Origin of the sequence: Ruegeria profundi (genome assembly GCF_001507545.1) — a bacterium.
In the GTDB taxonomy this organism is placed as follows: Bacteria; Pseudomonadota; Alphaproteobacteria; order Rhodobacterales; family Rhodobacteraceae; genus Ruegeria; species Ruegeria profundi.
This window is the reverse complement of record NZ_LQBP01000004.1, coordinates 123,198-148,675: the sequence shown is the minus strand read 5'-3', so window position 1 is coordinate 148,675 and position 25,478 is coordinate 123,198. Positions and strand designations below refer to the sequence as shown.

Genomic DNA, 25,478 nt, shown 5'->3' with positions numbered 1-25,478 from the left:
CATTGGCGGCAAGGCCAGTTTCAGCTGGCTTTTTTCATCCCCATCACCCGCGCGCGTGCGCGTGGGTCGCTGTCAAACAGGGCAGCCAATTGTTCGGTCATCGCACCGGCCAACTGTTCCACGTCTGTTATTGTCACCGCGCGGTCGTAATAACGGGTGACGTCATGGCCGATCCCAATAGCCAGAAGTTCTACCATCTTCCGCTTTTCCACCATGGCGATCACGTCGCGCAGGTGTTTTTCCAGATAGTTTGCGGGGTTGACGCTGAGTGTTGAATCGTCAACCGGTGCACCATCCGAAATCACCATCAGGATCTTGCGTTGCTCGCGCCGCGCCAGCATCCGGCGGTGCGCCCATTCCAGCGCCTCGCCGTCGATGTTTTCCTTTAGCAAGCCCTCTTTCATCATCAGGCCCAGGTTTGGCCGCGCCCGCCGCCACGGAGCATCCGCACCCTTGTAAATGATGTGGCGCAGATCGTTCAGACGGCCCGGCTGTTGTGGGCGGCCATCGTTCAGCCACGCCTCACGCGCCTGACCGCCTTTCCACGCGCGTGTGGTAAAGCCCAAAATCTCGACCTTCACGTTGCACCGCTCCAGCGTCCGCGCCAGAACATCTGCGCAGATCGCAGCGATTGAGATCGGGCGCCCACGCATTGACCCCGAGTTGTCCAGCAGAAGCGTCACCACGGTATCGCGGAACTCGGTATCCTTTTCGACCTTGAAACTAAGCGGTGTGGTCGGGTTTGCCACCACACGTGCCAAACGGCCAGCGTCCAGAATGCCTTCTTCGCGGTCGAACTCCCAGCTTCGGTTTTGCTGAGCTTGCAGGCGGCGCTGCAACTTGTTGGCAAGACGGCTAACAGCCCCCTTCAGCGGTTCAAGCTGCTGGTCCAGATAGGCGCGCAGGCGCTCCAACTCGGCGGGTTCCGCCAGATCCTCAGCAGCGATTTCTTCGTCATGCGTGTTCAGATAGACTTTGTAATCTGGATCAGCTTCGGACGCCGGCTGAGGGGCAGGGGGTTCCAGCGGGGCTTCCCCCTCTGGCATCTCGGCCTCATCGCTTAGCTCATCTTCGGACATCTCGTCCATCGAGACCTGAGCCTGGGATTGATCCTGCTGCTCTTCCTGGGTCTGTTCCGGGGTGGCGTCGGCTTCTTGTTCGTCCTGATCGTCTTGGCCAGTGCTGTCCGGGTCAGGCTGTTCGTCGGCGTTTTCCTCGGCCTGATCCTCTTGTTCTTCGTCCAACTCATCCGGGTCGTCACCCAGTTGATCACCATAACCAAGGTCCTTGATCATCTGGCGGGCGAATTTGGCGAACTCTGCCTGGTCCGAGAGGATTTCATCAAGGTTTTCCAGCGTTCCGCCAGCCTGTTCCTCGATGAATCCGCGCCAAAGATTCATGATGTTCTCAGCCGCCGGAGGCAGATCGCGCCCCGTGGCTAGATGGCGGATCAGGTAGCCTGCGGCAACTGCCAAAGGTGCATCCGCAGGTTGCTTGCATTGGTCATATCCACGCCGCAGCGCCTCATGCCCGATCTTGACGTCGATGTTAGACGCGGTGCCCGGCATGTCACGCGCGCCCATCGCCTCGCACCGGGCGACTTCCATCGCTTCATACAGATCACGGGCCATATCCCCCGGGGGGGCATAGCGCGTATGGGTCGCGTCATCGTGGTACTTTCGATGCAGGGCCAAGGCATCCGCCGTACCGCGTGCCAGCAGAACCTCCTCGCGCGTCATCCGGCGGCTCACCTGTGGCAAACGCATCGACTCGCCGGTCATCCCAGACGGGTCTACCGTATAGGTGACGTTCAACTCGGGATCGTCGGCCATAACCTTGGTGGCTTCGGCCAAGGCCTTTTTGAACGGATCGGCGGGGTTGTCGTTGGGTTTGCTCATCGGGGCAGTCCGGTCTAGTTCTGTCCCGGCAACCTAGTGCCAAACGGGTGTCTTGGCCATAGGGCGAACCCTGTTTTCCCATCAAACCAAAATCGGGTTGAAAGCATTTGGAAGCTGGACAGGTGCGTTGCTGTATCTGCCCTCTCTGTGTTCGTGCATTAAAGCTCTTGTTCAGGGGGAGCTTGTAATCGCTAAAACCTACGAAACCCTGCATCGGCTCAGCAAACGTCCAACGCGTGCAGAGGCGCAAACAAGGTTAAAGCCTAACGATTGAAAAACCTTGCAAGGCTGTCTAGCAGGCCTTTAACGCCTTTACGCGGAAAGAACTGCTGATCCTTACCGTGGTGGGACTCCAAAACAATTTGCCTCAGCCGATCCACCTGCCCAGCGTTAAGCGACAATGGATCATTGACTGCGCTTGAATTCACTTTTTGGACAGGCATATCGGTCAGGTCAAATCCGTTTTCACGACCGAATTTTTCGAGCCCGCCCCGCAGGTCTGCAAAGTCCAGCAGGGATACGCGCGCGCCCGACGCATGTTGGGCAGTTTCGTTAACCTTCAACCTGCCCGAGATGTTCCCGGCGTCCAGCAAATCCGAAATAGATTTGTTCGACGACACGAGCGCTTTAAATTCCGCCAGATCAATGGGTTCGTTTCGCGCGTCGAGGTCAAAGCCACCGCCGTCCTTCTTACGCATCCAACGGTGGGGCGAGTAATACAGCGAGATCATCCGCTCGACCGGAGGGCGGGCAAAGGCATATACCGTGTAATCGGCAAAACCCGGACCAATCAGATCTTTGTACTCAACTAGCGTCTGGTGCTTGGATTTTGTCGTGTCACCACTCAGCTCAAACCGGTCGGCGCCATCCTGATGACCGCTGGTTACCATTGCGTCATCGGAAAACCGAAGAAAACAGCGGGTAAAGAAGTTTCCTCCGGTCTTCGGTACGTGAATGAAAACGCTGTGTTGCTTGGCGAAATGCATGGACTAGCCGAGGCTGGCGCTCGCTGCACTCTCGGGCAGTTCCTCGTCAAAACAGCGTTGGTAGAACTCGGCGACGGTCTGGCGCTCCAGCTCGTCACATTTGTTCAGGAAAGACAGGCGGAATGCGTAGCCGACATTGCGGAAGATCTCGGCATTCTGGGCCCAGTTGATCACGGTCCGCGGGCTCATCACCGTTGAAAGATCGCCGTTCATAAAAGCAGTCCGGGTCAGGTCGGCAACGGTCACCATCTGGCTGACGGTCTTGCGGCCCTTTTCGGTGTTGTAATGCGGAGCCTTGGACAGCACGATCATCGTCTCGGCATCGTGGCTGAGGTAGTTCAGCGTGGACACCAGCGACCAACGGTCCATCTGCGCCTGGTTGATCTGCTGTGTACCGTGATACAGGCCCGTCGTGTCGCCCAAACCCACGGTGTTCGCCGTTGCGAACAGGCGGAAATTCGGGTTCGGCGTAATGATCTCATTCTGGTCCAACAAGGTCAGCTTGCCGTCATGCTCGAGCACGCGCTGGATCACGAACATCACGTCAGCGCGGCCTGCGTCATACTCGTCGAACACAATGGCAACCGGATTACGCAGCGCCCACGGCAGAATGCCCTCGTGGAACTCGGTCACCTGTTTACCGTCCCGCAGCTTGATCGCGTCCTTGCCGATCAGGTCGATCCGGCTGATATGGCTGTCCAGGTTCACACGTACGGCTGGCCAGTTCAGGCGGGCAGCGACCTGTTCAATGTGGGTGGACTTGCCAGTGCCGTGATACCCCTGAATCATCACCCGGCGGTTATGGGCAAAGCCTGCCAGAATCGCCAGTGTCGTTTCAGGGTCGAACTTGTATGTCGGGTCTATGGCCGGAACCCGATCGCTTGCTTCGGCAAACCCTTTGATCGCCATGTCGGTATCAATGCCGAATACGTCACGGACCGAGATTTCTTCGGTGGGTTTTGCGTTGATGTCAATCGATCCGTCAGCCATGTGCGTAGTCCTTATCCTTCGACCCGTATTGTCGGGCCTGAACCCGTGTGTGGTGCAACATATTGCAGGCAAGGGCAAGGGAAAGCCGCGCGTGCTGCGAACTCGGCAAAGCTTTCTTTGAAACTGGCCTTATTGATGCACGCGCCAATGTTCGCAGTTGATCAGCAAAGCCTGCGACAGCGCCGATTTTCGGATGCTGTACGCATGTCTGCGGATTTCTAAGAAATACTAACATTGAAATATGTGGATGTAACAAGTTAACCTTAAAATATTCTGATGCAAAGACTGCTCCCGGTTTGATGTTAAGCGGTAGAGGCGCGAATGGCGTTAACAATTCAAGGTCCTTCTTCGATTGCGATCCCCAGTGGATCGACCTCTGTTATGCAGTTGTACACCGCGAGCAAAGCAGGAGCTTCATGGAGTGTCGTTGTTTCAGGAACCGGGGGATTGGCCCCTTCCGACTATTCTGTTTCGATTTCGCAAAGCGGTGTTTTGAGCGTCGAACTAACCCCAGGTGCCGTCATTCCTCCAAACACACAGCTTACTGTTGAAATATTCGCATCAACGGGCCCTGGTAACGGTAATAACGACTCCCTCATCGTAGCTGTCGACCTTCCTGCAGGGACGGTGCCGTGTTTCGTGAAGGGGACTTTGATAGAAGCTGAAAAAGGCTATCGCGCCGTCGAGGAATTATCCGTTGGCGACAAGGTCCGTGTTTCCAGTGGTGAACTGCTGCCCATTAAGTGGATTGGTGAAAAGACCTTGAGCGTGGAAATGTTGAAGCGAAACCCGCGATTGCGCCCGGTTCGCATCCAAAAAGGAGCGATTGGCGCGGGGGTGCCTGACCGCGATTTATACGTTTCGCCGCAACACAGAATAGTTCTGGAAGGCTGGCGCGCAGAACTGCTGTTCGGCGAGCCGAAAGTCTTCGTCGCTGCGATTCATCTGGTCAACGACAAGACAATTCGCCAAGTCTGGTCCAATGAAGCGGTGACTTACTACCATATTGCGTGCAGTCGTCACGCAATATTGATGTCGAATGGGCTACCTTCCGAAAGCTTGTTTCTGGGTGATATGGCGCTGTTGTCTTTCGGTCGAGAAGATGCCGAGGAACTTTGTGCGCTTTTTCCCGAACTACGCAGCCCTGCATCCATTTGGATGCAAACGCGCGTGCCCTGCCTGAAACGCTCCGAAGCCGAGGCGCTGCGTGATACGCTGACGTCGTAAATCAACTACTTGAAATTCCGGCTGTCCTTGATCTGGTCCCAGGCCCAGACGACCTCTTGCAACTGCTCTTCCTGTGACCGGTCGCCGCCGTTCATGTCCGGGTGCAACACCTTGATCAGCTTTTTGTAGGCTTTGCGCACCTCGGCCTTGGTCCAGCTGTCCTTGGCTTCGAGAATCTCGATCGCCCGACGTTCGGTCGGGGGCAGGCGGCGGCCTGTGGCGGCGCGGCCCGGGTTCTTGGTGGCATTCTCGCCCAGCACCTGATGCGGGTCCTCGATGCCTAGGCGCGCCCATGCGCGGGCTTCAGGGTCACCCATCGGTTTGGTTTCACGTTCCCAAACCTTGTCTTTTGACCGCTGCGCGTTCAGTTCAGCCTCGGTCGTGCCGTCGAAGAAATTCCACTTTTGGTTATACTCGCGCACGTGTTGCTGGCAAAACCAGTAGAAGTCATCCAACACGTCTGGCGCCTTGGGCGCGCGATATTTACCTGGCTCCTGGCACCCAGGGTGGTCACAGATCCGGACCGAAGTTTCAGACGCGCCCGACATGCCCCGACGCCCGCGCGGGTTTTTCTTTTTGGCGCTGGAGACGGACATATCGAATCCGAAAGGGTCTGATTTCGTCATGCTGTGATCCTTAAGAACGCATCTTCTCGACTCGGAGGCAGCAGTTTAGTCTAAGCAGCCAAAAGTAGAAGAGGGGGGCGGCAATTAATTTGCTGCCGAGCGAAAAAATGACCGTGACCGACGAAATCTATGAACGTCTTGATGCAGCATTTCACCCGCGAGAGCTGAAGGTTGTCGATGATAGCGAAAGCCACCGAGGGCATGCAGGCTATCAGGAAGGTGGGGAAAGTCACTTCAACGTGTTTATTCGCGCCAGTGCATTCGAAGGCCAATCCCGTGTCGCCAGCCATCGGGCGGTGCACAAGGCGTTAGGTGACATCGTGCCGCGGATACATGCGCTGGCACTGGATATCGGAACCTAATGCGCGCGTTAGGCGCTTTACTTCAGTTCAGCCCAGAGCTTGGAGACGCAAAGTGCTGCGATCATACTGGCAAGCCCCTGGTTTTGATGCGGGATGGGCCGCCGCGACGCCAAACCCTATGATTTGTCTGAGTGGCGGAATTCGATCTTTGCGTCCTTGAGCGTCAACGGAGGGTCTTTGACCTCTTCGGAAATTGGTTCCGGCGCTGTGACGATTTCTGGTCCTGGAACGGGCTGCGCAACCGGAGTTTCGTCGGGGGTTTCTTCCGGGACAGGGGCGGCAACCTCGACCGCCTCAATCGCGCGGCGGAAGACAAGCACATTGCGCCAATTCACGGTAGATCCGGTCAGGCCTGCCCTTTCTTCGCTTGGTAAAAGCTCTGCGCGTTGATATTCCCAGCCGTCTTGACCCAATTGGTTCAACACTTGCTCAATCGTTGCGGCAAACCGGCCTTCGGCGGTTTTTACACCTTTGGCTTTCGTGCCTTTTTGCGGGGCGGGAACGACCTTGTACTCATAGCGCTGCATTGGATCTTCCTGATTGCCGGGTTATGGCAACTTAACATGCGGTTGATTTGGCGAAAGTCAGCATTGCGCGAAAACACCCGGAAAATTGAAAGCGGCAGGATTTTGCAAAAACCTGCCGCCAGGATTGGGTGCCATTAAGACGTTACGAGCCTAGTTTTTTGCCGACCAGCTCGTTTACCGCCTTGGGGTTGGCCTTGCCGCCAGTTGCTTTCATGACCTGACCCACGAACCAACCTGCAAGCTTCGGGTTCACCTTCGCCTTTTCGACCTGCGCGGGGTTAGCGGCGATAATCTCATCCAGCGCGGCCTCGATTGCACCCGTGTCGGTGACCTGCTTCATACCGCGGTCTTCAACGATCTTCGCCGGGTCACCGCCTTCGGTATAGACGATCTCAAACAGGTCCTTGGCGATTTTGCCCGAGATCGCGTCCGAGGAAATCAGATCGATGATTGCACCCAGTTGCGCCGGAGAGACCGGCGAGTCGGTGATGTCGTGATCTTCTTTCTTCAGGCGACCAAACAGTTCGTTGATGACCCAGTTCGCCGCCAGTTTACCGTTGCGGCCTTTGGCAACCTCTTCAAAATACGCGGCTGACTCTACCTCGGCAGTCAGGACGGATGCGTCATAGTCAGTCAGCCCGAACTCGTTGATAAAGCGGGCTTTCTTGTCGTCCGGTAATTCGGGCAGCTTGGCGGCGATATCGTCCACCCATGCCTGCTCGATCTCCAGTGGCAGCAGGTCGGGATCAGGGAAGTAACGATAATCATGCGCCTCTTCCTTGGACCGCATGGATCGTGTTTCACCCTTGTCCGGGTCGTACAGGCGGGTTTCCTGCTCGACCTGTCCACCGCCTTCGACGATGGCGATCTGGCGGCGGGCTTCGACCTCAATCGCCTGCTGGATAAAGCGCATCGAGTTCATGTTCTTGATCTCGCAGCGCGTTCCCAGATGCGAAAAGTCCTGTGTTTCCTGATATTTCTCATAGGAACCTGGCAGGCAGATCGATACGTTCACGTCCGCCCGCAGGTTTCCGTTCTGCATATTGCCGTCGCAGGTGCCCAGATAACGCATGATCTGGCGCAGCTTGGCGATATAGGCGGCGGCCTCTTCCGGCCCACGGATGTCGGGGCGCGACACGATCTCCATCAGGCAGACGCCTGTGCGGTTCAGGTCGACAAAAGACATATGCGGGTCCATGTCGTGGATCGATTTGCCCGCGTCCTGCTCCATGTGGATGCGTTCGATGCGGACCATGCGTGCAGTGCCATCGCCCATCTCGACCAGCACTTCACCTTCGCCCACGATGGGGTGGTACAACTGAGAAATTTGATAGCCCTGTGGCAGGTCCGGATAGAAGTAGTTCTTGCGGTCGAAAGCCGACTTCAGGTTGATATCTGCCTTCAGGCCCAACCCTGTGCGCACCGCCTGTTCCACGCAGTACTCGTTGATCACCGGCAGCATACCTGGCATCGCCGCATCCACAAAGGCCACGTTTGCATTCGGCTCGGCCCCGAATTTCGTCGACGCGCCCGAGAACAGCTTGGCATTGGATGAGACCTGAGCGTGCACCTCCATTCCGATCACCAGTTCCCAATCGTGCTTGGCCCCGGCGATGGTCTTGGGTTTGGGCATTTCGTATGTCAGGTCGAGCATGGCGCGCCTCATTTCCGCAGAAGTCTAAGCCTGCGTATTAGGCCCGGCACGGGCTAGGGGCAAGGGGGAATCAGTGCTGGGACAGCTGCAGGCCGGTGGGCGTAAAGGTTACATCCATGCCGCTGAGCAACTCCTCGCGGAACAGGTCGCCAATCGCGCGCAGTGCATCGCGCTGACCGCGCGCCGCGAACCGCTCGGCCGAGTGTATACGGACCGAGTTGTTGAACCCGTTCGCCGCATGCGCCCAGATCATTGGGTGCAGCTCGGTCATGTGGTCGCGGATCAGCCCGTGTGCGGCCTCGTGAATCTGCGCGCGTACAATCTCGGCTTTTTCATTCTGCCTCAGGCCGTTCTGTATCGTGATGGCGCAATAGGCCGATAGCATGTTGACTGTTTGCTGATCCGGCCGATGGTGCAGAATGTCATAGAGACCTTCCAGAAAGTACTCAACATCCAGCCGGGCACAGGCCTCTTCATCAAAGGTGATGGCGTCGAATTGCACCCATGTGTAACCGCCAGCGCCCCAGATGTCGTGGGTCCGGGCTGCGTTGCGCAGGGCTTGAACCTCAAGCTCTGCGTAGCTGCCAAACCACTGGGGCAGCAGATGGGTGCCCATCGCGCGCATGTGGCGCTGATTGTTGGGGTCTAGCGAGATCAGCCGCTCATATTCATCAGCAACACGAAGGCTGGCTTTGCGTTGGCCAGCCAAAAGTGCGCAGCCTGCGGCGGCGACGATCGGGCTGTCTGGCAACGCCGCGCGACATTTCGGCAATAACGCTGCGGCCCGGTCGAAATGGGCTGCACAACGGGAACGGTGTAATGGCGGAAGGGTCGCGTCCGTTGCCGTTCCGCGCCACGCCCAAGCTAGGTCGATATGCGTCAGCGCGACCACAAGCGCAATCATCGCATTATCCGGGTGCGCGCGCATTTCGTCTTCAAGCTCGGAAATCCCGCCAAGCAGGTCGTACTCGCACAGTGCATTCCCATCCGACAACGCGTGTTCGACTGCCAGAACCACATCGGACCGAGCGCCAAAGGCAAGCAGATCCGCGATGGGTGTGCCATCCGGGGCGGCTGCACGGTTTTTGTCTGCCGCGCGCATCTGACGGGACAATTCTGCCCATCGATCCTGTCTGGCCAGCGTGCGACCACGCCCAATTGCATCGCGGGCCGCCAAGTCTTCGGCTTTGACGTCGGCCAATGGGATATTCAATTGCCCCCTATCCGGGAGCGTCGAATGCACGCCGCCATTCACATTGGGAAGGCTCTGCGTAGAGCTTTTGGAAGAATGAGAGGATTGGGCCTGACGTGCCCTGAAAAACCGAAACATGGAAAAACTCGAAATCGAAACAACTTTTACGCTTGTCGAAAACTCTGACCGAAGGTTGGGTCAAATTCAAGCTTACGGCACTGTATTGGGCATAAATCAGAAACTAACAGGTATTTTTCATTATGACTGTTTCAGAAAACGCGAAAATGATGCCGCTCAACCCGCAATCCGGCTTTCTGCAAGACGGCCTCAAGCTCCTTATGCGGCGGCATAGCCTCATCCGGCAGGCGAATCCGTTTGTCCGACGTCAGAACCAGTGCGCTGCGCACCGAAAAGTCCCAACGTGTGTCCAAACGGACGTGATCAATTTCGGACAACGCGACCTCGCCCTCGCGGTTGCCAGAAAACCAACGAATCCGGTCGGCATCCAACGTCAGCCCTGCTTGAGTGTCCTGTATGATGTCCCAAAGGGCAGGCAAGGTGGTCAGGCCGAGCAACACAACAAGCCACCATGCTGCATCAAACACGATCACCAGCGCCAACAGCCCCGCATAGATGCCGATCAGAGTCAGGACGCCGCGTCGCGTCCGGTTGTTGCTCGTGAAACTGTACGGGCTCATGCGCCAAGGATACGGGACACCATTTCCGTGGTATCGCGCGACAGGTTTGGTGTTTCGGCGATACGGGTCAGCTGCGCTTGCATGAGGCCCTGTCGCTCAGCGTCGTAGCGTTTCCATGTCTGGAAAGCCGAACACATTCGGGCCGTTGTTTGTGGGTTGACCGGATCCAGACGGATCAACCAATCCGCAAGCAGTTCATATCCGGCCCCGTCAGGGCGGTGAAACCCGGCATGGTTCATCGCGAGCGCACTGATGACCGAGCGGAATCGGTTAGGGTTTTTCCAATTGAAATCAGCGTGCTGTGTCAGCGCGCGCGTGACGTCAACGGTTGCTTCGGGTGTGGCTGTAGACACTTGCAATGCAAACCACTTGTCAACCACCAGCCGGTCATGTTGCCACTGATTGTAAAAGCTTGTCAGTTCCGCCTGGCCCGCGCCTGCCCGCAAGAGACAGGACAGAGCAGTCAACTGGCGGGTCATGTTGTCAGCAGCGGCGTATTCTTCGGCTGCTTTGATGCCGCCATCAAGCCGCGAAGTCAGGTATAACACAGTACCGCCAAGCGCGCGTTTGCCAGCCTGTTCGGCGTCGGGGCGGAACGGTGCGTCGATCTGCGTTTCGCTGAGCAGTCGCGGTAGCAGGTCCTGAACATGTTGGGCCGTCGCCTGCCGGAGGGTTTCGACTGCAGTCCAAATCGCCATCGGATCAGGGGTTTCACCGCTTTCGAACAGGGCGGCTGCCAATTCTGATTGCGTTGGCAGGCCGAGCATCAAGGCGCGATAGGCAGGGTCCAGATCTCTGTCCCGCAACACGGTTAGCATACCATCCAGATAGTCCGCCCCCGGCGCGGCATCGTGCTTTATCATGCGCAGTAAGGTGTCTTGCGCCAGCGATCGCCCGGCCTGCCAGCGGTTGAACGGGTCAGTGTCGTGGGCCAACAGAAAGGCACGTTCCGCATCCGTATGGTCATGTTCGAGAATGACCGGAGCCGAGAAATCCCGCAGGATCGAGGCAACGGGTTTGGCGGCCAGACCGGTGAATTCAAAGCTCTGTTCGGCCTCTGTCAGTTCCAGCACCTCGGTTGGGCGCACTTCATCCCCGTTCGGGCTCAGCAAGCCAACGGCGACCGGGATCACTTGCGGCAGCTTCTCTGACTGACCGGGGGTCGGGTCAGTTCGTTGTTTCAGGGTCAGAGTATAAACGCCGTCCGCCCAATCTTCGGACACGGTAACGCGCGGCGTCCCTGATTGGCTGTACCAGCGTTTGAACTGGGTCAGATCGCGGCCTGTCGTGTCCTCGAACACTTTCAGCCAGTCCTCGATGGTGCAGGCCTGCCCATCGTGGCGGTCGAAATAGAGGTCTAGCGCCTGTTTGTACGCCTCATCCCCAACCAGTCGTTTCAGCATCCCGATCAGCTCGGCCCCTTTTTCATAAACAGTGGCCGTGTAGAAGTTATTGATTTCCTGAAAGCTCTCGGGCCGGACAGGGTGCGACAATGGCCCGTTGTCTTCGGGGAATTGCCGCGCGCGCAGGTCTATGGCGTCATGGATGCGTTTCACCGGGGCCGAGCGCATGTCAGAGGTGAACTCCGCATCGCGGAAGACGGTCAGACCCTCTTTTAAACAAAGTTGGAACCAGTCGCGGCAGGTGATGCGGTTGCCTGTCCAATTATGGAAATACTCATGCGCGATGATCGCCTCAATGCGTTCGAAGTTATCATCGGTCGACGTCTCCGGGCTGGCCAGAACGGCCGAAGAGTTGAAAATGTTCAGGCCCTTGTTCTCCATCGCGCCCATGTTGAAATCATCGACGGCCACGATGTTAAAGACATCGAGATCGTATTCACGGCCATAGACGTCTTCGTCCCATTTCATGGACTTTTTCAACGCCTCCATACCAAAGGCGCATTTCTCTTCATCGCCGGGGCGAACCCAGAGGTTCAACGCAACATCGCGGCCCGACATCGTGGTGAACTGGCCGGGATGTGCGATCAGGTCGCCTGCCACCAAAGCAAACAGATAGGCGGGTTTCGGCCAGGGATCGGTCCATTCTGCCCAGCCCTTGCCTTTGCCTGAGGGGTTGCCATTCGACAGCAGCACCGGCAAATCGCCATTTATGCGCACGGTGAAGGTGGACATCACGTCTGGCCGGTCGGGGTAGTAGGTGATCTTGCGGAACCCTTCGGCCTCGCACTGCGTGCAATACATACCGTTCGACATGTAAAGCCCCTCAAGCGCGGTGTTGTTGCCCGGGTCGATCTCGACAATCGCTTCCCAGATGAAAGGCGCGTTTGGAACTTCGGCGGTCAGGCCAGTCTCGGTGACATCGGGTGTGATCTCGGCCCCGTCGATGGCGGCGCGGATTAGGGTCAAATCCTCGCCATGCAGAAAAAACGTTCGATCTGTGGCGTCCGGATTGGGGCGGAAAGCAATGCGCGACGTGACGCGTGTGGCGTGATCGGCCAAATCAAAGGTCAGATGCACGCTGTCCACCAGATAGCCAAAGGGCGTGTAGTCTTTAAGGTAGATCGTGGTAGGGGCTGCGTCACGCATCGGGGGCCTCGCATCGGTTCATGTCTGGCGCGACGTTATGGCTTGCGGCGGTGGGCTGCAAGCGGTGCAATCTTCAACTGAGACGGTGCGATCGGAAGTTTTGGTAAGTCTGTTTTACCGCAGCGGCCTCGTGCGCGTTGCCTATCGGAAACAATCGTTCTAAATGCATCCGGAATACAGTGGCGTACACACGAGAGAGAGGGACCTCATGAGCAGCAGACAAACGCGCAGCGGACTGCAAGTTGATACCGTTCTGGCCGAATTCATCGAAGATCGGGCTCTGCCGGGCACGGGTGTAACTGCTGACGCATTTTGGGACGGCCTGTCCCGCATGGTGGCTGAGCTGGGTCCGAAAAACCGCGCGCTGCTGGCAAAGCGGGAAGAAATCCAAGGGCAATTGGACGCGTGGCATCTGGAGCGGAAAGGGCAGCAGCACGACGCCGCCGCGTATCAGGCATTCTTGCGCGAAATCGGTTATCTGGTTGAAGAAGGCACCGATTTCCAGATTGAAACCACCGATGTTGATCCGGAGATTGCGCAAACACCCGGACCGCAATTGGTAGTGCCAATCACTAACGCGCGTTTCGCGTTAAACGCAGCCAATGCGCGTTGGGGCAGCTTGTATGACGCCCTCTACGGCACCGACGCGCTGGGTGACCTGCCGACCGGCAGCGGGTACGACGCGGCCCGGGGCGCGAGGGTGATCGCTTGGGCCAAGGGGTTTCTGGACGACGCTGCGCCTTTGGCAAACGGGTCTTGGGCGGATGCGGCTGAGTTGCGGGTTGAAAACGGTGCGCTGGTGCCAACACTTGCGGATGCCTCACGTTTCGTTGGGTATGGTGGCGCTGCGGAAAACCCGGAGTTCATTCTGCTGAAAAACAATGGGTTGCACATCAAGATCGTTATTGATGCCTCCAGCACTATTGGAGCTTCTGATCCGGCGGGTATCGCGGATGTCGTGCTGGAATCGGCCTTGTCGACGATCATGGATTGCGAAGACTCAGTCGCCTGTGTCGACGCCGAGGATAAGGTGGTTGCATATGGTAACTGGCTGGGTCTGATGAAGGGTGACCTGACCGAGCAGGTCACCAAAGCCGGCAACACATTTACCCGCAAGTTGGCAGATGATTTGGAGTACACCACCGCCGGCGGGGGTCAGGCCAAGCTGAAAGGTCGCTCATTGATGCTGGTGCGAAACGTGGGGCACCTGATGACCAACCCCGCGATTCTGGACGCCGAGGGCAATGAGATCGGCGAAGGTCTGATGGACGCGCTCTGCACCACGTTGATCGCCATGCACGATTTGGCTCGCGAAGGCGGCAACTCGGTCATGGGATCGGTTTATGTGGTCAAACCCAAGATGCATGGCCCGGAGGAAGTGGCATTCTCGGTCGAGATTTTCGATATGGTCGAAGACATCCTCGGCTTGCCGCGCAACACCGTGAAGCTGGGCATCATGGACGAAGAGCGCCGCACCTCGGCCAACCTCAGGGAATGCATCCGTGCTGCAAAATCGCGCGTGGCCTTCATCAACACAGGTTTCCTCGACCGGACAGGGGACGAGATCCATACCTCGATGGAGGCAGGCCCGATGCTGCCGAAGGGGGATATGAAAAGCACACCATGGATCGCGTCCTACGAGGATCGCAACGTTGATATCGGGTTGGCTTGCGGCCTGAAAGGCAAGGCGCAGATCGGCAAGGGCATGTGGGCGATGCCCGACCGGATGCATGATATGCTTGAGGCCAAAATCGGCCATCCGAAGTCCGGCGCCACCTGCGCATGGGTGCCGTCCCCAACCGCTGCAACGCTGCACGCAACACATTATCACAGTGTTGATGTGTTGGCCCGCCAGGACGAACTGGCGGCTGGTGGCGCGCGTGCCTCGCTTGAGGATTTGTTGACGATACCACTACTGGGTGGTCGCAATCTGAGCGATGAGGAAATCACGCGCGAGATTGAGAACAACGCGCAGGGTATTCTTGGGTACGTGGTGCGCTGGATCGACCAAGGCGTCGGGTGCTCGAAAGTACCGGACATCAACGATATTGGCCTGATGGAAGACCGCGCAACCTGCCGGATATCCTCTCAAGCACTGGCCAACTGGCTGCATCACGACGTTGTCAGCAAAGAGCAGGTGATGGCCGCGATGCAGAAAATGGCGGCAGTGGTGGACCGCCAGAACGAAGGTGACCCCGAATATCGCCCAATGGCTCCGGGATTTGATGGCGTGGCTTTTCAGGCTGCGTGCGATTTGGTGTTCAAAGGGCGGATACAGCCTTCGGGCTATACTGAACCGGTCCTGCATGCCCGCCGTCTTGAGTTGAAAGCCAGCCTTTAACCTGAAAACACGATAGGACAGACAATGGCAGTTTCTTTGCGCAAAGCCCGCACGATCATCCGAAAAACCCTTGAAAAGGGTCGTGAGATGGACCTGAAACCCCTTTCAGTTGTTGTTCTGGATGCGGGTGGGCACGTCATCGCATTTGAACGCGAAGATGGCGCGGCGCCGGGCCGGTTCCCGATCGCGCATGGTAAGGCCTATGGCTCGGTCATGTTGGGTATGGCGGGCACCGCGCAAATGCAGCGGGCCGAGGCACAGGCCTATTTTATGGCGGCGGTCAACGGTGTTTATGGTGGGCAGGTTGTGCCGGTTCCGGGCGGCATCCTTCTGCGGGATCGCAAAGGGGCTGTTATCGGCGCGGTTGGTGTCACGGGCGACACGTCCGACAATGACGTCGTTGCAGGCATGGCCGGGATCGAGTCTGTCGGTTTGACCGGAGAAAGCTGAGTTGGATCACCGCGCCGGGGCAGAGCCGTGCCGGTTTAAGGTTCGGGTCCCGGCGTGGGCAACTCTCCCGTACGCCTGAGGTTTCTGGATCACACTGTGCGTCACTGAACACAGCCTTGCGCTGTCATACAGGGCGTGTTTTGTTGCACGTTCGATCCACTGCGGATAGCGTTCTCGTGAACAAGAAAACAGCAAGGGAAGCGGCATGTCTCGACCGGTCGTCGGTATCATCGGTAACTCCTACATCCTGAATGATGAGTACCCGACCCATGCGGGCGGAACGATGAACTCGGACGCGGTTGCAAATGTTTCGAACTGCCTGCCGCTGCTTATTCCGTCCGACCCACGCTATGTCTCGGTCGAGGAACTGTTGGAGGTCTGCGATGGGTTTCTGCTGACTGGCGGGCGCCCGAATGTGCACCCCGAGGAGTACGGCGAAGATGCCACCGACGCCCATGGAGAGTTTGATCGGGCGCGGGATGCGATTACGCTGCCTCTGGTCCGGGCCTGCGTCGAGCGCGGTCAGCCATTCATGGGCATCTGCCGCGGCTTTCAAGAGGTCAACGTGGCCATGGGCGGTACGCTGTACCCAGAAATTCGCGATCTGCCGGGTCGGATGAATCACCGCATGCCACCCGATGGCACGTTGGAGGAAAAGTTTGCGCTGCGCCATGTGGTGACCTTGTCCGAGGACGGAGTTTTTCATCAACTGTTCGGAGCGACCGAGGTTATGACGAACACGCTGCACGGGCAGGGGATCAAAACAGTTGGCGAACGCGTGGTCATTGACGGCTATGCCCCGGATGGCACGCCCGAGGCGATGTATATCCAAGACGCCCCGGGTTTTACTCTGTCGGTTCAATGGCACCCGGAATGGGATGCAATCAACGATCCTGTGTCTCGACCGCTGTTTCAGAAATTTGGTCAGGCCGTTCGGACATGGGCGACCTGCGGGCGGGCCGCGTTTCGCCGGATTGCTTGAAGCCTGCTGTCTGTTTCGCTCAGAAGAGCGACGTGGATGTCCCGTTTTCCATGTCGGAAAGCGTTCCCAACCCCGCCTGATACGTGTCAGATCAGAAGGTTAAACTGCTGATTCAGCGGCAGTTTGCGGGCGCGCTCTCCGGTAAGGTCGAACAGCGCATTTCCAAGCGCCGGCATCGACGGAGGTGTTCCGGGTTCGCCCGCGCCACCCATATGGCGGTTGGTTTCCAAGACGCGCACTTCGACCTGCGGCGCAGTATGCATGCGCAGCGCATCATAGTCGGGGAAGTTGTACTGCTCGACTTCACCTTCGGCAAAGGTGATCTCGCCGTAACACGCGGCTGACAACCCGTACATCATGCCGCCAAACATCTGCGCCTTGACGTTCTCGGGGTCCAGGGCCAGCCCCATGTCACAGGCGATCCAGGCCTTGCTGATGCGAATGGTGCCGTCCTCGTCAACCACCTCAATGACCTGAGCAACCGGAGTGCCGAAGCTATAGGTGAAGGCAACGCCCCGGCCCACACCATCCGGCGCCTGGCCTGTCCAGCCTGACATTTCCTTCACGGCTTCCAGACATCCGGCCGACGGGGCATGCTCGGCCTTCATCAGCTCCAGTCGGAATTCAAGCGGGTCCTGACCAGCGGCGTGGGCCATCTCATCCATGAAAGTTTCGTGGAAAAATCCGTTATGGCTGTTTCCGACCGAACGCCAGAACCCCACCGGAACATCCAATTTGGCGATGTGGCCGCTCATTCGGTAGTTCGGCACCGCATAGGGTTGGTTGAAAAAGCCTTCGACCAGTACTTTGTCCGGGCCAGCGCCGGGCATTCCGGTATAGCGTGTCACTGCCTGCTGTGTGCAGGATTGCGCCGCGACTTTGCCGTCGATCAGCACTGCCTTGCCGTCCTGAACTGCGCCCCGCATGCGGGCGATGGCACCGGGGCGGAAATAGTCATGGCGCATGTCTTCTTCGCGGCTCCAGGTTGTCTGCACCGGAGTGCCGGGCATCGCCATGGCAACCTTGGTCGCAATTTCACCAAAGTCCAACTCACCCCGGCGACCAAAACCGCCACCTAAGTAAGTGGTGTGAATTTGCACTGCCTCTGTGTCCAGATTGGCCGTGTTTGCAACGCGGAACTTGATCAGGGTCGGGGCCTGATTACCGCACCACACTTCCAGCGCATCGCCGGTAAACAGCGCTGTTGCGTTCATCGGCTCCATCGTTGCGTGGGCCAGATACGGCACTTGATACTCTGCCGTAATCTCGGTCGCGCCGTCGGGTGTGACGCTGACATCGCCGTCATCCCGCATGGTCGAGTTCGGGGCCTCGTCAAACGCTTCGGCAATTTTTGCAAAGATGCCTTCGGTGTCCGGCGGGTAAGGGGCGTCTGCCCAGTCGACATCAATCGCTTCGACCGCCTGATTGGCCAGCCATGTGTTGTTGGCGATCACCGCGACCCCGGTGCCCAGATCGACCACTTTCTCAACTCCGGGCATGGATTTCGCAGCGCTGTCGTCATAGCCGCTCATCGCGCCGCCCAGCTTGGGGTTCATGCGAACGGCGGCGAATTTCATACCGGGCAAGCGAACGTCGACTCCGAATTCTGCGGTGCCCGTTGCCTTTTCCACCATGTCCAAACGCGGTTGGGTCTGACCGAGATAGCGCCATTCTGACGGATCCCGCAGAGGGGCCCCGATCGGCTCAAGCTTGGCCACTTCAGTGGCCAGCTCGGTGTAGGGGATCTGGTCTCCGTTCGGGGCGATGACATGACCCGACGCCGTTTTTAGTTCACTGCGGTCAACGCCAAGCCGGTTCGCCGCGGCCTGTTTCAACGTCTCGCGGGCCGAGGCTCCGGCTTGACGCATCCTTTCGAACCCGTCTTTCATTGAGGTCGAGCCACCGGTCACCTGCAAGCTGAGCGTTTTACCAAGAACACCTAACGCCTCGCCCAGATTGTGCTGGAAATCGGAGATATCATACCCCTTGTTGGGCAGGCCTTCCCCTATCAGGGCCGAGTTATAGTAAGCCGCCGCCGCAGGGCCGTGCAGAACCGTGATCTGATCCAGATCGACATCCAGTTCCTCGGCAATCAGTGCAGCCCATGTCGTCTGTACGCCTTGCCCCATTTCGGCGCGGGGGGCAAAAAGGGTAACGCCATTTTGGTCGATCAAAACAAACGGGTTCAGAGCAGCCTGACCATCACCGGGTTTCAGCGGGTTCGCAGCGGGGCGGCTGACGTAATAGGCGCCAAACGCGACGCCACCGACAATCGCGGCCGAACCGATAAGGAAGGTGCGACGCAGGATTTTACCAACGGATGCCATTGTTTACGCCTCCTTCAACTTGCTGGCTGCGTCATGAATGGCAGCGCGAATGCGAGGGTAGGTGCCACAGCGACATAGGTTGCCTTGCATGGCGTCATCAATATCCGCGTCCGAGGGGGCAGGATTTTCCGCCAGCAACGCAGCGGCTTGCATGATCTGACCCGACTGGCAATACCCGCATTGCGCCACTTGGTGATCGACCCACGCTTGTTGGATTGCAGCCATCGCATCAGGCGATCCGATCCCTTCGATTGTCGTGACATCGCCCCAGACATCCGACAGTGCCACTTGGCATGAGCGTACGGCTTCACCATCAATATGAACGGTACAAGCCCCGCAGGCCGCAACACCACAGCCGAATTTGGTTCCGGTCAAACCGACCTCATCCCGCAAAACCCAAAGCAAGGGTACGTCGTCGGGCAGGTCAATCTGATGTTGCTTCCCGTTGATCTTAAGGGCGGTTGCCATGGCGCACCTCACATAGCTGTGGCTGGTTTCTGACATAATTGTCGTAAAATGTCACTGTGTCAATTGACAAAATATACAAAAGATGTCACGGGTTCAGACATGACGGACACAATTGACGATCCACGGCAAAAGGCAATCCTGGCATCGGCCTTTCAGGCGTTTGCCGCTTATGGGTACCGGAAAACGTCGATGGATGACATCGCGCGCGGCGCCGGCATGTCCCGCCCGGCAGTGTATCTGCACTACAAAAACAAAGAGGCGATCGTCAGAAAACTGACTGAGGTTTATTACTCCGAAAAAAGCGCTGCCGTGGCCGAGGCGCTGGCAACCTCAGGCACGGTGCCCGAGGTTCTCACACGTGCAGTGCAGGCACAAACTGCCGGGATGGCGACCATATTGGCCTCGCCTCACGGGCTTGAGATGCTGGACAACACCAAGTCCATGGCGGCCGACATTATTGCCGAGGGCGAAGCTAAACTGGCGGGTCTTTATGCAGACTGGCTGACTCAGCAAGCGCAGGCTGGTCGGGTCAAAATGCCAGCGGATGCAGCCGAAACCGGGTGGACAATCACCGCCACGCTAAAGGGGCTCAAGCTGGCCGGCGCGGGGGCCGAGACCTATGAAAAGCAGGTTGCCCAGATCGCGTCCCTGATCGGCGCGGGGCTTGAGGTCAGGTAACCCGCTGCTGCACCTTGTACTCGGGCGCGTCCCACAGGCGGTTGTTCATGATATCGGCGAGGATCTCAACCGCGCCTTCCACATCCTGTTCGTCGATGTAAAGTGGGGTAAAGCCAAACCGCATGATGTTTGGCGCGCGAAAATCTCCGATCACACCGCGGGCAATCAAGGCCTGCATAGCGGCATATCCGTCATCAAAGCGGAACGACACCTGACTGCCGCGCTGGTTCGGATCACGCGGGCTGACCAGTTCAAGCTCGGGGCAGGCTGCTTCGACGCGGGCAATGAACAACTCGGTCAGCTCAATGGACTTGGCGCGCACATCGGCCATATCAGCCATGTCCCAGATATCCATCGCGGCTGACAAGGCGGTCATTTGCAGGATCGGAGGGGTTCCAACACGCATCCTCTCAATCCCGGTGCCGGGGCGGTAGTCCAAGTCGAAAGCAAAGGGCGCCTCGTGCCCCAGCCAGCCTGACAGGGCCGGTCGTGCCCGATCCGCAAGGCGTGGCGCGACATAGATAAAGGCTGGCGCGCCCGGTCCTCCGTTCAGATACTTGTATGTACACCCCACCGCGAAATCGACGTTGCAGCCGGTCAGATCTACGGGGATCGCACCGGCAGAGTGTGCCAGATCCCAGACTGTTACTGCACCGTTTGCATGTGCCAGTTCGGTCAACGCTTTCATGTCGTGCATGCGGCCGCTGCGATAGTCGACTTCGGTCAGCATAAGAACAGCGACATCTTCTGTGATATTTGCGGCCACATCCTCGGGCGCAACAACGCGCAGCTCATAGTCGGACCCGAGCGATCGCAACAGACCTTCCACCATGTAAAGATCGGACGGGAAGTTACCGCTGTCCGACAGTACAACTTTTCGATCAGGGCGCAGTTCCAGTGCCGAAGCGGCGGCCTGATACACTTTGATTGACAAGGTATCGCCGGTCACGATCGATCCGGGCGCGGCACCTATCAACCGCCCGATACGATCCCCCAAAGCCGTGGGCAGAGCCATCCACCCGGCCTTGTTCCAGCCCGTGATCAGCATCTGCCCCCATTCCTTAGCCATCATGTCATTCACGCGCTTACCCGCAGTGCTTGGCAGGGGGCCAAGCGAATTGCCGTCCAGATAAATGATGCCCTCGGGCAGATCGAACATGGCTTTGGTTGCGGCAAAGTCGGTCATACTGGGGTCTCTACCTTCGTACTGTGTTGCGGTGATTTCGTCTGGCGTATCCTATCCATTTCTGCCTGTCCATCGATGCGACAACCTGAACTTTTGCCAATCTGGTCTCAAAGCGTTAGGACAGCGCTCAGAAATGTCACGTGCTTTACGTGATGTAAGGCCTGAGAACTGACTATGCGCTGGATCAATATCCCTCCTGTTTGGCTTGCCGGTTTTGTATTGCTGGCTTGGCTACAGGCGCGTCACCTGCCCATGGGGCTGTCACTGGAAAGCGGTTTGACTGATTTGCTGAGCGGTTTTCTGATCGGGGGCGGCATCTTGATTGCGGTCATGGCGGTGGTCGAATTCCGCCGTCACAAAACAACCGTTGTTCCGCATCAAACACCCGATGCGCTGGTGCAATCGGGTATCTACAAGCGCAGCCGCAACCCGATCTATGTTGGCGATGTTCTAATATTTGCTGGGTTGGTCCTGCGGTTCGATGCAGTACTGTCTTTGCTATTGATCCCGGTTTTTGTCTGGGTGTTGGAGCGCCGCTTTATCCTGCCCGAGGAGGACCGCTTGCGTCGCACGTTTCGTGCGGATTTCGCCCGCTATGAACGCAAAACACGCAGATGGATTTAGCATGGCACAACTGGTGACACAGCGTAACGATTGCCATGCTTGTGAAACAATGTTGCGCAAGATAAACGTTTGCTTAACAAACAATACCGCTCACCCGATCGAACAGAGTGAAATTTAGGGGGACTGCCAGTGAAAATAGGCACACCGAAAGAGATTTTTGACGGCGAGAACAGGGTTGCAATGACGCCTGAGTCTGCCGTGCAATTGCAGAAACTGGGCTATGAATGCCTGATCGAGAAAGGGGCTGGTCAGGCGGCTGGTTTTTCCGATGCAGCGTATGAATCTGCCGGAGTTGAGGTGGTTAAAACAGCTGCGGCATTGTGGAAGGCGGCTGATATAATTGCCAAGGTTCGGGTGCCGACCGAGACAGAGCTTAAGCGTCTGACAAAGGGTAAGACGTTGATCTCATTCTTCAATCCTGCAGGGAATGACGAGGGGATGGAACTGGCCAAATCCAAGGGCGCAAACGTGATCGCCATGGAGATGGTGCCGCGTATCTCACGTGCTCAGAAGATGGATGCGCTGTCGTCCATGGCGAATATCGCTGGCTATCGCGCGGTTATCGAAGCAGGCAACAACTTTGGTCGTTTCTTCACCGGTCAGGTGACGGCGGCGGGTAAGGTGCCGCCTGCCAAGGTGCTAATCGTTGGCGCGGGTGTGGCCGGTCTGGCCGCGATCGGGACCTCGACCTCGCTGGGTGCGATCACCTATGCGTTCGACGTGCGCCCTGAAGTGGCTGAACAGGTCGAATCCATGGGGGCCGAATTCGTTTATCTGGACTTTGAAGAAGAACAACAAGACGGTTCAGCCACCGGCGGCTATGCTTCGGTTCAGTCGGAAGAATTCCGCAACGCGCAGCTTGCCAAGTTCCGTGAGCTTGCGCCTGAAATGGATATCGTGATCACCACAGCGCTGATCCCCAACCGCCCGGCACCCAAGCTGTGGCTTGAGGATATGGTCAAGGCGATGAAGCCGGGCTCGGTCATCGTTGACCTTGCGGCGGAACGGGGCGGCAATGTCGAAGGCACCGTGCCGGACGAGAAGGTCGTGACCGACAATGGCGTGACCATCATTGGTTATACCGACTTCCCCAGCCGGATGGCGGCACAGTCTTCGTCTCTGTATTCGACAAACATCCGTCACATGATGACGGACCTGACGCCCGAGAAGGACGGCCAGATCAATCATGACATGGAAGATGACGTGATCCGCGGCGCGACCGTGACCCATGAGGGCGAGATCACCTTCCCACCGCCGCCGCCCAAGGTGCAGGCGATTGCGGCGCAGAAAAAGCCCGAGGTCAAGGAACTGACCCCGGAAGAGAAGAAGGCGCAGGAAATCGCGGCGTTCAAGGCGCAAACCAAACAGCAGTTCACCCTGCTGGGTGTGGGCGGAGCGCTGATGCTGTTGGTAGGGCTGGTTGCTCCGGCCAGCTTCATGCAGCACTTCATCGTCTTTGTGCTGGCGATTTTTGTGGGCTTCCAGGTGATTTGGAATGTCTCGCATTCGCTGCATACGCCGCTGATGGCGATCACCAATGCGATCTCGTCGATCATCATTGTGGGCGCGTTGATGCAGATTGGGTCGGGGTCGTTCCTGGTTATTCTGCTAGCGGCGCTGTCTGTCTTCATGGCCGGGATCAACATCTTCGGCGGTTTCCTCGTAACCCGGCGCATGCTTGCCATGTTCCAGAAATCTTAAGGAGGCCGGGCACATGGAATTTGGCTTCACCACTGCTGCCTATGTTGTTGCGGCTGTTCTGTTCATCCTTTCCCTTGGCGGCCTGTCGAACCAGGAAAGCGCCAAACGCGCGGTCTGGTACGGCATCGTCGGTATGGCGCTGGCGGTCTTTGCCACTCTGGTCGGTCCGGGTTCGGGTCTGTGGCTGCTGTCGATCCTGCTGATCATCGGCGGCGGTCTGATCGGTCAATATGTGGCGCAGCGCGTCCAAATGACCGAGATGCCGCAACTGGTCGCTGCGATGCACTCGCTGGTTGGTCTGGCCGCTGTGTTTGTTGGTTTCAACGCGCATTTTGAAATCGGCAACGTGGCTCAGGCACTGGCGTCGGCAGATGTTGAACTGGCGAAAGAGGGCTTTGGCACCTTCGCCGCGTTGATTGCCAAGAAAACCTCGGCTGAGCTGGCGATCCTGCACGTTGAACTGTTCCTTGGTATCTTCATCGGTGCGATCACCTTTACCGGCTCGGTCGTGGCCTATGGCAAACTGGCAGGTAAGGTGACGTCGGCTGCGACCAAGCTGCCCGGTGGCCACGCTTTGAACGCCGCGGCGGCGGGTTTGTCGTTCATCTGTCTGATCTGGTACACCAGCTCAGGCGGTTTCTTCCCGCTGTTCCTGATGACGCTGGCGGCGCTGTTCATTGGTTATCACCTTATTATGGGTATCGGTGGCGCGGACATGCCGGTGGTTGTGTCGATGCTGAACAGCTATTCGGGCTGGGCGGCTGCGGCGATCGGCTTCAGTCTAGGAAACGACCTGCTGATCGTGGTCGGTGCTCTGGTGGGCTCGTCCGGTGCGATCCTGTCCTACATCATGTGCAAGGCGATGAACCGGCACTTTGTCAGCGTGATCCTCGGCGGCTTTGGCGGTCCGCAGGGGGAACAGATGGCTGTCGAGGGCGAGCAGGTGGCCATTGACGCCGATGGTGTTGCGGCGGCTCTGAACGATGCCGACAGCATCATCATCATCCCTGGCTATGGCATGGCGGTGGCGCAGGCACAGCAGTCGGTATCCGAACTGGTCCGCAAGCTGCGCGCCAAGGGCAAAGAGGTGCGCTTTGCGATCCACCCCGTTGCCGGTCGTCTGCCGGGCCACATGAACGTGCTACTGGCCGAGGCAAAGGTGCCCTACGACATCGTTCTGGAAATGGACGAGATCAACGATGACTTCCCGGATACGGATGTTGCCATTGTCATCGGCTCGAACGACATCGTAAACCCTGCGGCACAGGAAGACCCCAACAGCCCCATTGCCGGGATGCCGGTATTGGAATGCTGGAACGCCAAGCAGGTGTTTGTCAGTAAACGCGGCCAAGGCACCGGTTATTCGGGTATCGAAAATCCGTTGTTCTTCAAAGAAAACACCCGCATGTTCTATGGCGACGCCAAGCAGTCGTTGGACAAGCTGATACCTATGATCGAGTGATCAAAGGGTAAATCCGAGTAACAAGGGCGCCTAAGGGCGCCCTTTCTTTGTCTTGCCGCGTGCTTTGCCTTCTGAACTTCGCTATATTGGTAGCCAGTCAAAACACGCTGGGTGTGATATGCTTGGTCCGAGCCGTATCGGAGAAAGGGCATGCAAAAGGTCAATGGTATCGGAGGAGTTTTCTTTCGTGCGCGCGACCCTCAAGCGTTGAGCGCTTGGTATGAGAGACACTTGGGCGTCAGTTACTACGATCCAGTACCGTGGAAGCAGCGAGAGGGATATACGGTTTTTGCACCTTTCGCTCAGGACACCAAGTATTTCGGGCGGGACGAGCAACAATGGATGATCAATTTCCGCGTTGATGACTTGGACGCCCTGACCAAACAGCTGAAGGCAGCGGGAATAGAGGTTGAGACCAACCCGGACTGGAACAGCGAGGTTGGAAAATTCGCACGGATACACGACCCCGAGGGCAATCCGATCGAGCTGTGGCAGCCAAATCAATGAGATAGCGGGAATGTATACTGTTGTATCCGTGTAAGTGACTGAA

The 25,478-nt window shown here is 57.7% G+C and carries 22 protein-coding genes; 10 read left to right on the top strand and 12 right to left on the bottom strand.

Annotated elements, in window-relative coordinates; genetic code table 11:
• Positions 1-20: 20 nt before the first annotated feature.
• The 3 genes from cobT to cobS form a co-directional block, all read right to left on the bottom strand.
• Positions 21-1,898 carry a cobaltochelatase subunit CobT gene (gene cobT, locus AVO44_RS09030; protein ID WP_068335662.1) on the bottom strand — a complete coding sequence of 626 codons (1,878 nt, stop codon included), beginning with the start codon at positions 1,896-1,898 and terminating at the stop codon, positions 21-23.
• 263 nt (positions 1,899-2,161) lie between these two features.
• On the bottom strand, positions 2,162-2,884 hold the full coding sequence (locus AVO44_RS09025; protein WP_068335659.1) for a sulfotransferase family 2 domain-containing protein: 723 nt from the start codon (positions 2,882-2,884) through the stop codon (positions 2,162-2,164).
• Between the two features lie 3 nt (positions 2,885-2,887).
• Complete coding sequence (cobS, locus tag AVO44_RS09020; protein ID WP_068335655.1) at positions 2,888-3,874, bottom strand: cobaltochelatase subunit CobS; 987 nt, start codon at positions 3,872-3,874, stop codon at positions 2,888-2,890.
• 321 nt (positions 3,875-4,195) lie between these two features.
• Between cobS and AVO44_RS20680 the strand changes: the two genes are divergently transcribed.
• Complete coding sequence (locus AVO44_RS20680; protein WP_082677451.1) at positions 4,196-5,101, top strand: Hint domain-containing protein; 906 nt, start codon at positions 4,196-4,198, stop codon at positions 5,099-5,101.
• A gap of 5 nt (positions 5,102-5,106) precedes the next feature.
• Here the strand turns inward: AVO44_RS20680 and AVO44_RS09010 are convergent, their stop codons facing one another.
• On the bottom strand, positions 5,107-5,727 hold the full coding sequence (locus AVO44_RS09010; protein WP_068335650.1) for a J domain-containing protein: 621 nt from the start codon (positions 5,725-5,727) through the stop codon (positions 5,107-5,109).
• Positions 5,728-5,834: 107 nt separating this feature from the next.
• On the opposite strand from AVO44_RS09010, the gene AVO44_RS09005 reads away from it, so the two are divergent.
• Positions 5,835-6,089 carry a BolA family protein gene (locus AVO44_RS09005; RefSeq protein WP_068336346.1) on the top strand — a complete coding sequence of 85 codons (255 nt, stop codon included), beginning with the start codon at positions 5,835-5,837 and terminating at the stop codon, positions 6,087-6,089.
• Between the two features lie 116 nt (positions 6,090-6,205).
• Here the strand turns inward: AVO44_RS09005 and AVO44_RS09000 are convergent, their stop codons facing one another.
• From AVO44_RS09000 to pepN, 5 genes are all read right to left on the bottom strand, one after another.
• Positions 6,206-6,616 carry a DUF4177 domain-containing protein gene (locus AVO44_RS09000; protein WP_068335647.1) on the bottom strand — a complete coding sequence of 137 codons (411 nt, stop codon included), beginning with the start codon at positions 6,614-6,616 and terminating at the stop codon, positions 6,206-6,208.
• Between the two features lie 142 nt (positions 6,617-6,758).
• On the bottom strand, positions 6,759-8,270 hold the full coding sequence (gatB, locus tag AVO44_RS08995) for an Asp-tRNA(Asn)/Glu-tRNA(Gln) amidotransferase subunit GatB (protein WP_068335643.1): 1,512 nt from the start codon (positions 8,268-8,270) through the stop codon (positions 6,759-6,761).
• Positions 8,271-8,340: 70 nt separating this feature from the next.
• Positions 8,341-9,600: a hypothetical protein gene (locus AVO44_RS08990; RefSeq protein WP_068335638.1), complete on the bottom strand. Its 1,260-nt coding sequence runs from the start codon at positions 9,598-9,600 to the stop codon at positions 8,341-8,343.
• 131 nt (positions 9,601-9,731) lie between these two features.
• A complete protein-coding gene (locus tag AVO44_RS08985; RefSeq protein ID WP_068335635.1) occupies positions 9,732-10,160 on the bottom strand; it encodes a hypothetical protein in 429 nt (142 codons plus the stop codon).
• Positions 10,157-12,709: an aminopeptidase N gene (pepN, locus tag AVO44_RS08980; protein ID WP_068335632.1), complete on the bottom strand. Its 2,553-nt coding sequence runs from the start codon at positions 12,707-12,709 to the stop codon at positions 10,157-10,159. Before pepN ends, AVO44_RS08985 begins: the two co-directional genes overlap by 4 nt.
• A 208-nt stretch (positions 12,710-12,917) precedes the next feature.
• Between pepN and AVO44_RS08975 the strand changes: the two genes are divergently transcribed.
• The 3 genes from AVO44_RS08975 to AVO44_RS08965 all read left to right on the top strand — a co-directional run bounded on the left by AVO44_RS08975 (position 12,918) and on the right by AVO44_RS08965 (position 16,482).
• On the top strand, positions 12,918-15,050 hold the full coding sequence (locus tag AVO44_RS08975) for a malate synthase G (protein ID WP_068335630.1): 2,133 nt from the start codon (positions 12,918-12,920) through the stop codon (positions 15,048-15,050).
• Positions 15,051-15,074: 24 nt separating this feature from the next.
• Positions 15,075-15,500, top strand: a complete 426-nt coding sequence (locus AVO44_RS08970) for a GlcG/HbpS family heme-binding protein (RefSeq protein WP_068335627.1) — start codon at positions 15,075-15,077, stop codon at positions 15,498-15,500.
• Positions 15,501-15,705: 205 nt separating this feature from the next.
• Complete coding sequence (locus AVO44_RS08965) at positions 15,706-16,482, top strand: gamma-glutamyl-gamma-aminobutyrate hydrolase family protein (protein WP_068335624.1); 777 nt, start codon at positions 15,706-15,708, stop codon at positions 16,480-16,482.
• 86 nt (positions 16,483-16,568) lie between these two features.
• On the opposite strand, the gene AVO44_RS08960 is transcribed toward AVO44_RS08965, so the two are convergent.
• Both AVO44_RS08960 and AVO44_RS08955 read right to left on the bottom strand, forming a co-directional pair.
• The gene (locus tag AVO44_RS08960) at positions 16,569-18,809 is read right to left on the bottom strand and encodes a xanthine dehydrogenase family protein molybdopterin-binding subunit (protein WP_068335620.1); all 2,241 of its coding nucleotides are present in this window, start codon (positions 18,807-18,809) and stop codon (positions 16,569-16,571) included.
• A 3-nt stretch (positions 18,810-18,812) separates the two neighbouring features.
• Positions 18,813-19,277 carry a (2Fe-2S)-binding protein gene (locus AVO44_RS08955; protein WP_068335617.1) on the bottom strand — a complete coding sequence of 155 codons (465 nt, stop codon included), beginning with the start codon at positions 19,275-19,277 and terminating at the stop codon, positions 18,813-18,815.
• A 99-nt stretch (positions 19,278-19,376) separates the two neighbouring features.
• On the opposite strand from AVO44_RS08955, the gene AVO44_RS08950 reads away from it, so the two are divergent.
• On the top strand, positions 19,377-19,955 hold the full coding sequence (locus AVO44_RS08950; protein WP_068336344.1) for a TetR/AcrR family transcriptional regulator: 579 nt from the start codon (positions 19,377-19,379) through the stop codon (positions 19,953-19,955).
• Here the strand turns inward: AVO44_RS08950 and kynU are convergent.
• On the bottom strand, positions 19,948-21,141 hold the full coding sequence (gene kynU, locus AVO44_RS08945) for a kynureninase (protein ID WP_068335614.1): 1,194 nt from the start codon (positions 21,139-21,141) through the stop codon (positions 19,948-19,950). The genes AVO44_RS08950 and kynU overlap by 8 nt on opposite strands.
• Before the next feature lie 174 nt (positions 21,142-21,315).
• On the opposite strand from kynU, the gene AVO44_RS08940 reads away from it, so the two are divergent.
• The 4 genes from AVO44_RS08940 to AVO44_RS08925 all read left to right on the top strand — a co-directional run bounded on the left by AVO44_RS08940 (position 21,316) and on the right by AVO44_RS08925 (position 25,435).
• Positions 21,316-21,765: a methyltransferase family protein gene (locus tag AVO44_RS08940; RefSeq protein WP_068335611.1), complete on the top strand. Its 450-nt coding sequence runs from the start codon at positions 21,316-21,318 to the stop codon at positions 21,763-21,765.
• Positions 21,766-21,894: 129 nt separating this feature from the next.
• Entirely contained in the window at positions 21,895-23,466 is a 1,572-nt protein-coding gene (locus AVO44_RS08935; RefSeq protein ID WP_068335608.1) for a Re/Si-specific NAD(P)(+) transhydrogenase subunit alpha, read from the top strand.
• Positions 23,467-23,479: 13 nt separating this feature from the next.
• Positions 23,480-24,928 (top strand): NAD(P)(+) transhydrogenase (Re/Si-specific) subunit beta, encoded by a 1,449-nt coding sequence (locus AVO44_RS08930; RefSeq protein WP_068335605.1) that lies wholly within the window; start codon positions 23,480-23,482, stop codon positions 24,926-24,928.
• A 150-nt stretch (positions 24,929-25,078) separates the two neighbouring features.
• Complete coding sequence (locus AVO44_RS08925) at positions 25,079-25,435, top strand: VOC family protein (protein ID WP_068335602.1); 357 nt, start codon at positions 25,079-25,081, stop codon at positions 25,433-25,435.
• Positions 25,436-25,478 lie beyond the last annotated feature (43 nt).